Below are 13,138 nucleotides of genomic sequence, written 5' to 3' on the forward strand. Positions count from 1 at the left end.
TGAGGTAAATATGGAACGTAAAAGCGTTTTCGCATGGGCTAACAATGAAAATGGTTATGTACAGGCTGTCATTGTGGCTAGTGATTTTCCTGCATTTAAGGAACTTGGCTTCGTCGCTTCGGTTGATGAGGTTATTAAACCAGAGGTAAAGAAATCTAAGGCAACTAAGAAGGCAGAAACAAATGTCAATGACACTGACTAAAGGTGAAATTGTTCTATTTGCGTTGCGTAAGGCTGGCGTTGCTTCAGATGCGACGCTAACTGATGCTGAGCCACAATCGGTAGAGGATGGCATTCATGATCTAGAAGATATGATGTCCGAACTACAAATAACATTTGGCGATTTGGGTTATAAGTTTTCACTAGAAGATGATCAACCAACACCAGATGATGATTCTGGCTTACCTCGCAAATACAAACAAGCTATCGGCTACCAATTGTTACTCAGAATATTAACTGATTACGGGCTAGAGCCAACGCCAAGACAAGAGGCATCAGCATCTTCTTCTTATGATGCATTATTACTTGATACACTTAAGGTTCCGTCTATTGATAGGCGTGGGGATATGCCAGTTGGTCAAGGTAATAAATACACAGCTTTAGGCGTAGATAGCTATTACGTCGAAAGGGGGTTTAATGCCACAGGTAAAGATTCCACTAGCTAGAGGTTTGCGAAAAGACCCGCATACAGCAGATTATATTGATGGCCTTCCAGTCAATATGTTGGCAACACCGAAAGAAGTATTGAATGCGTCCGGCTATTTGCGTTCGTTCCCTGCATTAGAAAAGCGTCATAATGTCGATGGTGTATCTCGTGGTGTTCAGTACAACACGAAAAACAACACTGTATATCGTGTGTGTGGTAATAAGCTTTATCGTGGTCAGAATGCTATTGCTGATATTCAAGGTAAAGATAGGGTGACTATGGCGCACTCTGGTTACAGTCAAGCAGTAGCGTCAGGCGGTAAGTTAAAACTCTATCGCTATGACGGTGAGGTCAAGGAGCTGTCAAACTGGCCTGAAGAAAAAGTAATTACTGAAGGCTATAAGCGTGAAGTTAAAAAATGGACTCACAAAGAAGGTAATGATGATTTTGTACCGCTCACAAAGAATGATCTAGATGGGTTCTTAACGTTAAAGATCACGCCTAAAACTTCTGATGGTAAAACCGGTAATGAGATGCTTATCACTGAGCAAATGGTAGGCGTTAAATTATCTCAGCAGGAAGAAGATGATAAGCCTTATCTTACTGATGTTCTGGTAGAAGGTGTTAAGCGCGCAGGTGGTAAAATTACAGTCACGTATAAAATGAACCTTGCCAAATCTAGCGAGCAAACAGCCAAAGACGTTACTGAATTTGTAATGACGCAAGAGGTGCTAGAGGTAGTCGAAAAATATACTCAATACGAATTAGGTGATGTTGTCGATGTTGCACGTAATCGTGGTCGTTATATTTGGTTACAGAAAGGCGGTGAAAGGTTCGGAGTTACTGACTTAGAAGATGAGTCTAAACCTGATCGCTATCGCCCATTCTACACCGCTGAATCTCAACCTGACGGCATCATTGCTATCGATTCTTGGCGTGACATGGTTCTTTGCTTTGGTTCGTCAACTATCGAATACTTTACCATTACCGGATCAACAAACGCGTCACAAGTAATATATGCGCCACAGCCATCTTACATGGTTCAGATGGGTATTGCTGGTCGTGATGCTAAGTGTAAGTTCGGGGAATCATTTGCATTCATCAGCAACCCAGCAAACGGAGCGCCATCTGTCTATATCCTTGGTTCTGGTTCTGCCAGTCAAATATCTACTGCAAGTATTGATAAGATCATTCGTAGTTATACATCAGACGATTTATCACATGCGGTTCTTGAATCTATTCGTTTTGATGGTCATGAGTTACTCATTGTTCACCTGCCACGCCATACGCTTTGCTTTGACGCGGCGGGAAGTCAACAATATCCGCAGTGGTGCATTCTAAAGTCTGGACTGTATGACGAAACCTATCGTGCAATTGATTTTATGTATGAAGGTAATCAAATCACTGTTGCGGATAAAACCGAGGGGATTGTTGGCAATCTTGCTTTCAATAAATCAGCTCAGTACGACAAGCAGGTCGAGCATATTTTATACACACCTATGGCTAAAGCCGATAATGCAAGGGTATTCGATTTAGAGCTTGAGGCATCAACAGGCGTTGCTCAGATTGCCGATAAGTTATTTCTCTCTGCAACGACTGATGGCATTAACTTTGGTCGTGAGCAAATGATTGAACAAAACTCGCCTTTCCAATATGACCGCCGTGTTTTATGGCGACGAGTTGGAAGAGTGAGAAAGAACATAGGGTTTAAGGTTCGTGTTATCACTAAGTCACCTGTAACACTGAGCGATCTATCGATGAGGGTTGAATGATGGCAAGTGAAGACCTTTCTAAACCCATAGAAATTCAAGCCACTTATATTGTTCCAGATATCCTACCGACCAACTTTAGTGAAACGTATCGACGAATAGTGCTTAGCGGTGCTGATGATATGGCGAAGGTGGCTGGTCGTGCAAATCAGGCTGGCGCTGAAGCTTTCGATGCTCAAAAGAGGAATGATGAGCAAGATGTTGTTCTTGAAGATCATGAGGAAAGACTTGGCAAAGCTGAAACAAAGATAGAGACACATGAGAAGCGACTAAATAATCATGAATTAAGAATTACTTCTGCTGAAGAAAAGATAATTGAGCATGAAATCAGGCTTAATGACATTGATGCTAAAGTGGAAAATCATGAACAGCGAATAACAACCGCCGAAAGTGACATTGATTATTTAACCGAAAAAACAGCAGAGATTGATGCAGATTATGTGTCACTGTCGAAGTTGACCAAGCAAACTCTTGAATCCCCCATTGATGTTTCAACGTCCTACTCAGTAAACGGAACTAAAGTTGTCGGCACTCGCGTTACTGGCTTTACATCGGCAACAGGTACATCACTTAAGGGATCGTTTAATGCTAACCAGTCCTACTCATTCAGCGCCGATTACACTCGTTCAGAAATGCAAAACCTAGCAAATGGGTTAATTGAGGCTAGGCGACGAATCAAGGCGCTCGAAGATGCACTTCGCTCACACGGATTAATAGACTAATGGAAATTAAATTAATTGATAACTTTGAAAGGTTAAAAGATTTTCTCAATGACCCTAAGAATACAGGAAATATTGTAGATAAAGGGAGTAGTTATTTTATTAAGCCTGATGCTTTTTATCTCGGTGTTTATGATGGGCATTTATTAATTGGCGTTCATGAAGTAAGGGTATTTTGGCATAGCGTCATTGAAGTTCATCCAATCTATGACTATGGGTTTAGAGGAAAGCCTGTTCTTGATGGGCATAAGTTATTTTTTGATTGGTTAATTAAAAACATTAATTTCACCAACATGATCACCATGGTTCCAGATAAAACTAGATATGGGGCGGTTGCTGCATTAGCTGTTGGCGCTAAACGAGTGGGTCACATAGATGATGCATACATAAGTTATGGCGATCCAGTTGGCGTAACCATGTATCAGCTTACACGCAAACAATGCGAGGAGTTATTAAAATGCTGATTATTTCAGAGAAATTCAGAAATTCACTGCTACCAATGCATGGATATATGAAAGGTGGCGGTGATGGTGGTGCTGGTGCTCAAGCTGATGCGACTCGTGAAGCCACGGCGTTACAGCGTGAAATGTGGCAAACAAACATGCAAAACCTTGCGCCGTTTACACCACTAGCCCAGCAGTATATTGGTCAATTGCAAAACCTATCTTCTTTAGAAGGTCAAGGTCAAGCATTAAACCAATACTACAAATCTCAGGCATTTAACGATTTATCAGGGCAAGCAAGATATCAGCAATTACAAAGCGCAGAAGCCTCTGGAGGATTGGGATCAACAGCAACAAGCAATCAACTTGCATCTATCGCTCCTACGCTTGGTCAAGGTTGGCTGGCTGACCAAATGAATAACTACCAGAACTTAGCCAATGTTGGGCTTGGTGCTTTGCAGGGGCAGGCTAGTGCTGGTCAAAATTACGCAAATAATATGGGGCAATTGCTACAACAAAATGCAAATGCTCAAGCGGCTATGGCTAATAGACCGTCACAATTTCAGCAAGGGATTACGGGTGGTTTAGGTGGTGCAATGGCTGGAGCATCTATTGGTGGTCCATGGGGAGCAGCAATTGGTGGCGGACTCGGATTGCTTGGAGGATTGTTCTAATGGCAACTTGGCAACCTAGCAATGGAGCTGGTTTTTTAGGTTCTATTGGCTTAAATAATTCAAATGCACCTCAAGCGAGTGATGCAAATTTCGTAGTTGATTCCATCAATAGAAGTAATGAGATAGCCCGCTCTGGTGGTAACAATATTTTATTGCAAGGCTTGCAAGGTCTAAAAGGAATTAAAGACACTATCGGAGAATATCAAGCACAAGAAAGACTAGGTGAATTCCAAAAAGCATGGGGTGAGGCGTACGCGAATAGTGATCGCGATGGTATGAGACAGTTACTAGCGACTTATCCTGAATACGCTCAAGCTATCACTGGCGGTATGCAAGGTGTTTCTGCTGATGTTCGTGAATCTTTGGGTAACTTATCATCTGGCTATCGTAATGCGGTGATGAATGGTAATGCTACTGACTATGTTAGACAGAATGCAGATACATTTCGCCGCCTTGGCATTGACCCTGTGGAGGCTGTATCTATTGCAGAGAAAGACCCTAAGGCGGCTGTTCAATTAGCAGATCACATTGGTATGTCATCACTAGGAATTGATGATTACTTCAACCTGCAAGATAAACAACTTGGCAGACAGATTGACCAAGGTCGTTTAGATGAGCAAATCAGAAGCAATCAAGCTGGCGAAGCACTAACAAGAGAGGGGCATCAGATACAGGTTCGCGGTCAGAACATATCTGCTCAAAACTCTATGCGTTCAGCTAACTCAACTGGAAGCAAGCCAGCCTCGGTGCAAGAGTATGAATACATGCAATCTCTTTCACCAGAACAACGCAAGCAATTTATGCAGTTGAAAGGCAAGGGTGGTATGGAGATGAAGCCTGCACAATTGAGCAATGGAATGACAGCAATGATAGATCCAACCCCTTACGGAGCGGGTGAAAGTAAATATTACAGAGGGATAGATGCTAACGGAAACATGATAACAGTTCCAGTAAAAGCAATATCAAGTATCGCTCAGCCTGAGGGAATGGCCACAACTAATATGATGAGTTCTGATATGAAGAAGTTGCTTGATGCAGATGATAAAACCCTATCTTCAATAACTGGCATTACTGGTGGTGCTGGCAAGCTTCCTATCACATCTGACTATAGAACTAAATTAAACGATGATGAGACAAGAGACTTATATAATGCAGCCGAAAGGGTTTTAGGCAACATGCAAAATATGAGTATTGAAAAAGCGAAAGCAATGGGTGCTAGTGGTATTAATACCATTCCTGAATTGGAAATATATAAGAAAGGATTGCCGCAGCCTGATTTCTCCAGCCCAAGAGCTATACGTGAGACTTTAAAGGCAATTGAACAATACAATAAAGACTTTAATTCAGGTAAAAATGCCAACTTAAGCGCACCAGCAAGTCAGCAACCAACACAACAAGCGCCTGCTAATAATCAAGGTGGGTATTCTAATCTCTGGGGTGGGTAATGGCTAAACCATGGAAAGAGGTGATCTCTTCACCTGAATATCAATCACTATCTAACGAACAAAAAGCATCAGCACAAGAGCAGTATTTTAATGAGGTAGTTGCTCCTAATGTTGGTAGCGACGTAGATAATGCAAAACAACAGTTTTATACCGCCTATCCGCTTCCACAATCACAACCAGAACAATCAACCCAATCACCACAGCCAGAAAACAGCTATATAGCTGGCATGAAACAAGCCAACCAAAACCTTTCGCAGGGATTACAGCAATCGTCTGATGATGCTAAAGGCTTCCGTGAAAGCGTAATAGATGCCTTTACTGGTGAAAGCAAGATGACTCCTGAAGTTCAAGGACTCGAAGGGATCATGTCTTCGCCAGAAATGAACGCATTTAATACTGACGCAATGAAAGCAGCTTGGGTGCAAATGTTTGGTAATGATAACGACTTTGTAAAAGTTATCAGCAATATGGGTGGTCAGGTATCTCAAGATGAAAAGGGAAATTTACTGGTTGATTTGCCGTCCGGTCGCTACGCATTAAATAAGCCCGGTTTGTCATCTGAAGATGTAATGCCATTTATTGCAAACGTAGCCGCATTCACTCCAGCAGCGAGAGCGCCAACAATTGTCGGTGCAACAGCCAGATCAGCGGGTACAGATTTAGCATTGCAGTCATCCGTTAATATGGCAGGCGGTGGTGATATTAATCCGTGGCAAACTGCATTGTCTGCTGGTATTGGTGGAGTAGGTAAAGTTGCAGAAAGGGGAGTTAATGCATTAGCTAGAGGCAGTAGAGGTAACATGTCTCCAGATGCAGAAAGGCTACTTAGAAATGGTGAGAATAATAATGTAGATATCCTTACAAGTGATGTATTTCAACCAAGAAATAGCCCAGCAAGGCAAAGGCAACAATCTGGGGAACAAAGCTTTTTAGGTACTGGAGAGAGGCGAGCCGCCCAAGAAGAGCAAAGACGGGATTTAGTTGTTAACACTGAAAGGATGGTTGAGCAAGAGTTCGGTATTTATGCTCCACATGTTATGCAAGGAGAAGTTAGCGCTGGATTGCGTAGGGCTAAGGATTTGCATGGTGGGGTTATAAATAATATCACTCAGCAAATGACAGGTGTTCCAGTTACTCCAACCAGATCTATTCCAGCAATTGATGAGGCATTACAACGGATAGGAAATGGCTTGGCTCCAAATAATGCAGCCATGCAAATACTAACAAACCTTAGGAATAGAATTTCTAATGGTGCTAGCTTTGAAGAGCTTCGTAATTTAAGAACAGATCTTAGACAAAGTTTGCAAGGTGATAACTTAGCTATGCCTACAGCTCTTGAGTCTGCATACAACAGAATAAACACCGCCATGACCAATGACATGAATAGATCTGTTGGCCAGAACTTAGGCGCTGGCACATTAAATCAGCTTCGCCATGCAAATAACGAATACCGAAACATAGCCAGAGGTATTGAAAAAACAGGTTTGAAACGTGCTTTAGAGAAAGGTGATGTAACTCCCGAGTTAATCAATAACCTAATCTACAGTAAGCGACCTAGTGATATAGCCCGTATATACGGAATGGTTAATGAAAATGGTCGTAATCAGTTAAGGGCTGCATATTTAAGCAAGGCTCTTGAAAGGGCGGATGGTTCTCCGGTAAAAATGGCAAACGAGCTCAATAAATTAATAAGGCAGTCTAATGGTCAGGTGTTTAATATGGTCTTTAATGGAAGACAGCGACAAGTTATCGAGGGGCTTAGAGATGTTTTAGATGCAACGAGCAGGGCTAGCGTAGCTAATGCTGTCACACAAACAGGAATGGCTAATATAAGCAGGCAGAGGTGGGGGTTCGGACTGCTTACTGCTGGAGGGACAATTGCACAAGAAGCATATAGAGGCTTAGCATCTAGAGTTTACGAATCCCCAAGAGTTAGAAACATGCTCTTAAGATTAGCTAATACCCCAAGAGGTAGCACCGCCTACGATAGATTAGTTACAAGAATATCTGATGCATTAACAGCAATGGGGCAGGCTGAGGCTAGGAAATAGATATCTGGGAAAGGCGGGATTTACTCGCCTTGCTGATTTGTTTTCTTTAATTCATTTATAGCGCTTATTGATTCTATGCACACCTCTGTATATTCCTTTATACTTGAACCGCCTGATGATGCTTCTGATGTAATGAATTTATCAATAAATTCATCTCCATTTGGTATTTTATTTTCTTTTTGAAACTCGTACATTTTACTAAAAGTGCTACATCTTCCAGCAAATAATCCAGTATCAGCGACCGAAATAATTAGCTCATGATTTTCTTTTTGTTTATCTATTGCTAAAACAAAAGGAGAGATAACAAACATCAATATTAGTGATATGAAAATATTTTTAGCTTTCATTTTACAACACCTGAGCAGTCACCAAGAACGTCACCTATTAAAGACGTTGTTCCAGTTACTAATTGATGATTATTGACTACCTTCGAGTAAAGCACCTTATTTTTATCAGTGATAGCCCAAGTCTCTATTGTTGATGTATTCCCATTAATATACAAACCAACCATAGATGATGGTGATATAGGGGTGTATTCTAAACCACCACCACCTAATGTTTCAGAGACTAGTCTAACATCGCCACTGTCTTTGTTTATCTCAACTTGGAATATGCCATTACTCATGCCATTTTCTATATACTTATATTTTTCAGACTCATAAGCGCTATATCCCTTTAGGTTTGAAACAACCCAGCATTGTGCGTTAGCACACATAGGGATCATAGCAACTAGCGCCAATAGATATTTTTTCACCATCGTCTCTCTATTGTTTATTGTTATTTTCTCTTAACAAGTCCACCATAATAATCTTTAAAGTCACACGATATGGAGGTTATCCCTTTCCCTTTTTCTATTTTTACATCAACGAATTTACAGGCATCTCCAGCCTCATGGTAAAATTCAAGATTTTTATAACTATTTATTCTTGTGCGAAATACCGAATACTTACCATCAACCTGAATAATTGCATGGTTATTAGTATCTTCCACCATCCACAACTTAATTATTTTTTTTGTTCCAAAGTCATCTCTAACAAACACCCATGGTGCTGGTGATTGTGTAAAAGGTAGCGCTTTATTAATTACTTGAGACTCTCTCTGATTTCTCTCATGTTCGACATATAAATAATATGAGACACCTGAGGCAATAATTATAACAATAAGCACAAGTGCAAATTTAATAAATTTCTTTAAGAATAATTTTAGGTCACTATAAATTTTATCCGAAGTTCCATTACTCATGAAAAATAAATCCTCACTGCTTATTTTTTATCATTATATAGTTTAACTAATGTATCGAACACCATCTTTTTAACTTCTTCTGCTTGGTGATCTGCTAGTCTTTCAGCATCGCTTCTATACCCAACTACCGAAGAAGGAGTTGATAAATAAATATCAATTATGTGAACAAGCTCAGAGTTCAAAGACCTACCATTCATCTTTGCTCTTTGTTTTAGCTTCTCTTTTGTTTCAGCAGTAAGCCGTAGATTGAACTGCGTATCTTCTCTTGCCATTTGTCTCACCCTATTTTTTGGTGGACAAACATAATATAACCTACTGTATTTATTCACAATAAGACCACGGTAATACCATTACCGTGACTACTCACGCTTGGAGAAAGCAATGTCAGATATTATTCCTAATGTCGTCGTGTCAATGCCGTCACAATTATTCACTCTCGCAAGGAAATTCCAAGCGGCGAGTAATGGTAAAATTTTTATTGGTAAGATTGATACCGATCCAACATTACCAGAAAACCAAATTCAAGTTTATCTTGAGAATGAGGACGGCAGCACTATCCCTGTCGCTCAACCGCTAATAATCAATCAGGCTGGCTTCCCTGTTTATAACGGTAAGATTGCTAAATTCGTGACAGTTGAAGGTCACAGCATGGCTGTTTATGACAGCTACGGTGCACAGCAACACTATTATCCTAACGTGTTGAAGTATGACCCTGACCAATTTGATAAAAGATTTAGAGATGAATTGTCATCAAATACTGGCGCTTCATTAATAGGCTCATCCTCAGGTAATACATTACAACAGTATTTAGATAATGGATTTCTTTATCCTGAATTGTATTTTACTGAGAATGAAACAGATCATACTTATGCGTTCATCCAAATGTTTAATGATGCAAAAGTGACAGGTAAGCGAATTTATGCCAATGGTGAATACAATCTTTATGATCAGAATCGAAGTCGTGATGGTTATGAAAATTGGATGTCGTACAATCACATCATTGAAATAAATGGTTTTAATGGAGGAATTGATCTATCAGGAGCAAAAGTTAATATAATTTCTGATAATTCAAGAATTACTGCATTTAAATTAATAAACTGTTCTGGTGATATAAAGCTACCATTTATTAACGGTAATATGCAGAATCTTTCAATGCCGTCAATGTATATTGATGACTGTGGAATACGAATTGGTGCTAAGTGTAAAAATTTAAATTTAACTTGTGGTGGAATTGATCACTATCCAGGACATGGAATATTAGTTAATCACTATATAAAAGATGGTATTAGTTCATTGAATGAAGGAATTCCAGATTTTATAGAAATAAAAAATGTAGAAGTAAGTCACTCTTGGCAAAGTGGGATTGTAGCAGTAACAGGAACTAATATTTTTATTTCTAAAAATATAACTATGTATTCTGGCTCGTTAGAAAATAAAAATAATATGACTGCTACAGTTGGTCATGGTATTCACATGGAGCCAGTAGCAGATCCAGGAGGGTATAGGAATAAATTAAAAAATATTTCTATAAAAAACAATCTATCATCAAATAATAGAATGCATGGACTAATGTGTCATACGGCACTAGATAATATAAGGGTTTTTTACAATAATTTTATTAAAAATAATCTTGATGGTGCTAGATACGAGGGAAGTACTCACACATTAATATCTATAGGTAACGTAATAAGAGAAAACGGAAGGAATGGAATCGTTTTTAATTGTAGCACACTAATATCTGATGGTTATCCACTTGGATTTCAAGATGTAAATTTTAATGATACTATAGAAAAAAACGGTTCAGATGGTTTTCTAGATCTAAGTGGTGGTAGAGATTTATCTTTGAGTGGAACAATTGGTTTAAATTCAGGTAACGGAGTCACTTTGAGTAGTGCGGGAAACCATAAATTATCTGATATCACCATCTATAGCAATGGTAAAGGAAGCAATGAAATTAAGTATGCAATAAATGGGTCATCATTTATTGCAAATAATATAAGTATATTTAATACTGATCCTTCATCTAATAATCAAAGAGCATTTAACTTTAGATCACCTTGCAGAATATCTAATTTATTTACAGACCAATATTCTACTAGGTTTGATTCATTAAATGGGCATCCTATAAATATTCCTGCAAATGATGGTAGTGTAAAGTTATATTCACCTGAGTTGGGAATTGTTTCTGGAAATAAATTAATTTTAAATAAAAAATCTGATGGTAAATGGTTGATGCCTGACACGTTTGAATATATATCAATTAGCTTTTCTTCAAGTGCGGTCATGTCTTTTCCTTCACCATCTCCTAATAGAGTTGGTACTGAATTTATTTTAGAAATGTTAGATGGTTTATCTGCTGTGGTCACTGTTGATTCAGGGACAGTAAATGGTTCAAGTCAAGCAGCAGTATCGCCTAATAAAAAATACAGATTGAAATATACAACCACAACAAATATATCAGTCATTCTAATATAAATAAAAAGGCGGGATTACCGCCTTTTATAAGTGAAGGGATATTATTTTATTCTAAATTTCTTCTCTATTTTGTTATATAAAAACATTGATGTCAAAATAGCTATTACTATTGATAAAGCTTGTATGGACATGAATTCTTTTGTGGATATTGATTTTAGATCAACAAAATATGATATTGCTCTAAATGTCAAATTCATGACTGGTTGATGTAACAAATACAAGCTATAACTTATAATTCCAATACTTGATATAATCTTATATTCAAGCAATGAAGGTCTACAATAAAGATATATTATAAAAAATAATGATATATATATATACATTTCAAATGAATATGCTTTGAAATCTCCATATACAGCATATGTAAAAAATATAATTAGTAATATGTATGATATTAATTTCATTATTCTATTTTCTGTTTTACTTACAAATGAAGCTATAAAACCAGTAATAAAATATGTCCAAAGTATTGTGTCACTCTGATAACCTAGATACATAACAATTAACGCAAACGGTATCAATGCTATTTTTAGCGGTTTGATCGCATAAGCACATGCTAGAAAAGGTATCGCAGCATAAAATTTCCATTCATATGGTAATGTCCATATAACAACATTTAAACCACCATCTAAAGTGTTACCTAGCTTTATTCCACTCCCCCAAAAACCAAAGCCATAAACTCTTTGAAGGATGATTAATACATCATTAAATGATGTTATCCTTGCATATTTTTGAATTATAAATATAAACAGAACAAGAGTTGCAACAAAAAGGTATGCAGGTAAAAGTCTATATATTCTCTTTTTGAAAAACAAAATATCTATTTTTCCGCTTTTTATTGCAGATGAAAATAAAAAACCAGTTAAACAAAAGAAAATAGCAACACCAAAACTACCCATTTTTCCGTAAGCGGATGCTGGCTCAATGTTAAAAACGGGAGATTTTATTCCAATAGCGGAGACAGCATGATATGAGTGGTTTATAAAAACAAGAATACAAGCTAACCCTCTTAAGCCTTCCAGACTTAGGTCATTATGTTTTCCCATTGGAGATATTGAAATATATCTATTTAAAATATATGAGAAAAAAAGAGCAGTAACTAGAAAAAACGACGCATACATTAAATTGTATATTGTCATATGAGGCAAAATATCATTCATCTTATATCCAAATGCCAATCTATTAATAAATTTGCAGAATAATATCACTCAATTAGACGGAGATCACTAATCACTCTATTTTCAAATACTGCACTGAATTCCCATCTGGCAGTTTCTTACTTCTCTCACGATAAAACGCTAGTCGCTCATTAAAGTACTCGCGAAAATGTGCTGGTTGTTGTCGTTCAACTTCCGAGGCAACAACTGGCATATTGAGTCGTTCTTTATATGCGACACCAGAAGCGGCCAAATCGACATTAACTTTGTCTTTTTCTTCTTGAGTTAGGTTTGCGAGGTTCATAACGGATCCGGTTGGTGGTTTTTGGAGAGTATAGCAGGGTGGGATAAATTTGGAGTGTGTCATTTTTGTGTCGTACACAACGACACATCAACGACATTATGAGGTTATTAACGACACGTAACTACACAAAACTAAATGCGAACAAGGATAAATCTAGTTATTTCATGATGTTAAATGATGCTCTACGTTCTTCTAAGCCGTAGGTCACAGGTT

At 38.3% G+C, this 13,138-nt stretch carries 15 protein-coding genes; 9 read left to right on the top strand and 6 right to left on the bottom strand.

Annotated features, from left to right (window positions below; all coding sequences use genetic code 11):
- The first annotated feature begins 10 nt into the window (after positions 1-10).
- From ABN080_RS11315 to ABN080_RS11350, 8 genes are read left to right on the top strand one after another with little or no spacing between them, the layout of a single operon-like run.
- Positions 11-202, top strand: coding sequence for a hypothetical protein (locus ABN080_RS11315; protein ID WP_285714214.1), 192 nt, complete (start codon positions 11-13; stop codon positions 200-202).
- Positions 183-665 (top strand): packaged DNA stabilization gp4 family protein, encoded by a 483-nt coding sequence (locus tag ABN080_RS11320; RefSeq protein ID WP_349441081.1) that lies wholly within the window; start codon positions 183-185, stop codon positions 663-665. Before ABN080_RS11315 ends, ABN080_RS11320 begins: the two co-directional genes overlap by 20 nt.
- Positions 637-2,418 carry a packaged DNA stabilization protein gene (locus ABN080_RS11325; RefSeq protein ID WP_349441082.1) on the top strand — a complete coding sequence of 594 codons (1,782 nt, stop codon included), beginning with the start codon at positions 637-639 and terminating at the stop codon, positions 2,416-2,418. Before ABN080_RS11320 ends, ABN080_RS11325 begins: the two co-directional genes overlap by 29 nt.
- On the top strand, positions 2,415-3,137 hold the full coding sequence (locus ABN080_RS11330) for a phage tail protein (protein WP_349441083.1): 723 nt from the start codon (positions 2,415-2,417) through the stop codon (positions 3,135-3,137). Before ABN080_RS11325 ends, ABN080_RS11330 begins: the two co-directional genes overlap by 4 nt.
- Positions 3,137-3,598 (top strand): DUF2824 family protein, encoded by a 462-nt coding sequence (locus ABN080_RS11335; protein ID WP_349441084.1) that lies wholly within the window; start codon positions 3,137-3,139, stop codon positions 3,596-3,598. The genes ABN080_RS11330 and ABN080_RS11335 overlap by 1 nt, the downstream gene beginning before the upstream one ends.
- A complete protein-coding gene (locus ABN080_RS11340; protein ID WP_349441085.1) occupies positions 3,592-4,251 on the top strand; it encodes a P22-gp17 family phage DNA ejection protein in 660 nt (219 codons plus the stop codon). Before ABN080_RS11335 ends, ABN080_RS11340 begins: the two co-directional genes overlap by 7 nt.
- Positions 4,251-5,696, top strand: coding sequence for a phage DNA ejection protein (locus ABN080_RS11345; protein ID WP_349441086.1), 1,446 nt, complete (start codon positions 4,251-4,253; stop codon positions 5,694-5,696). The genes ABN080_RS11340 and ABN080_RS11345 overlap by 1 nt, the downstream gene beginning before the upstream one ends.
- Positions 5,696-7,747 (top strand): P22-gp16 family phage DNA ejection protein, encoded by a 2,052-nt coding sequence (locus ABN080_RS11350; RefSeq protein WP_349441087.1) that lies wholly within the window; start codon positions 5,696-5,698, stop codon positions 7,745-7,747. The genes ABN080_RS11345 and ABN080_RS11350 overlap by 1 nt, the downstream gene beginning before the upstream one ends.
- Before the next feature lie 20 nt (positions 7,748-7,767).
- Here ABN080_RS11350 and ABN080_RS11355 read toward each other — a convergent pair whose 3' ends face one another.
- The 4 genes from ABN080_RS11355 to ABN080_RS11370 are packed head-to-tail and all read right to left on the bottom strand — an operon-like array spanning position 7,768 to position 9,261.
- Positions 7,768-8,094 carry a hypothetical protein gene (locus tag ABN080_RS11355; RefSeq protein ID WP_349441088.1) on the bottom strand — a complete coding sequence of 109 codons (327 nt, stop codon included), beginning with the start codon at positions 8,092-8,094 and terminating at the stop codon, positions 7,768-7,770.
- On the bottom strand, positions 8,091-8,504 hold the full coding sequence (locus ABN080_RS11360) for a hypothetical protein (protein WP_349441089.1): 414 nt from the start codon (positions 8,502-8,504) through the stop codon (positions 8,091-8,093). Before ABN080_RS11360 ends, ABN080_RS11355 begins: the two co-directional genes overlap by 4 nt.
- A 20-nt stretch (positions 8,505-8,524) precedes the next feature.
- Positions 8,525-8,989, bottom strand: coding sequence for a hypothetical protein (locus tag ABN080_RS11365; protein WP_349441090.1), 465 nt, complete (start codon positions 8,987-8,989; stop codon positions 8,525-8,527).
- A gap of 20 nt (positions 8,990-9,009) precedes the next feature.
- Positions 9,010-9,261 carry an Arc family DNA-binding protein gene (locus ABN080_RS11370; protein WP_152134463.1) on the bottom strand — a complete coding sequence of 84 codons (252 nt, stop codon included), beginning with the start codon at positions 9,259-9,261 and terminating at the stop codon, positions 9,010-9,012.
- Positions 9,262-9,370: 109 nt separating this feature from the next.
- Between ABN080_RS11370 and ABN080_RS11375 the strand changes: the two genes are divergently transcribed.
- A complete protein-coding gene (locus ABN080_RS11375; protein ID WP_349441091.1) occupies positions 9,371-11,464 on the top strand; it encodes a phage tailspike protein in 2,094 nt (697 codons plus the stop codon).
- A 41-nt stretch (positions 11,465-11,505) separates the two neighbouring features.
- On the opposite strand, the gene ABN080_RS11380 is transcribed toward ABN080_RS11375, so the two are convergent.
- Entirely contained in the window at positions 11,506-12,624 is a 1,119-nt protein-coding gene (locus tag ABN080_RS11380; RefSeq protein WP_277262933.1) for an acyltransferase family protein, read from the bottom strand.
- A gap of 70 nt (positions 12,625-12,694) precedes the next feature.
- The gene (locus tag ABN080_RS11385) at positions 12,695-12,925 is read right to left on the bottom strand and encodes a DNA polymerase III subunit theta (RefSeq protein ID WP_349441092.1); all 231 of its coding nucleotides are present in this window, start codon (positions 12,923-12,925) and stop codon (positions 12,695-12,697) included.
- Between the last annotated feature and the right edge of the window lie 213 nt (positions 12,926-13,138).

The sequence above is a fragment of the Proteus sp. fly-1089 genome, from assembly GCF_040138965.1.
GTDB lineage: Bacteria > Pseudomonadota > Gammaproteobacteria > Enterobacterales > Enterobacteriaceae > Proteus > Proteus vulgaris_B.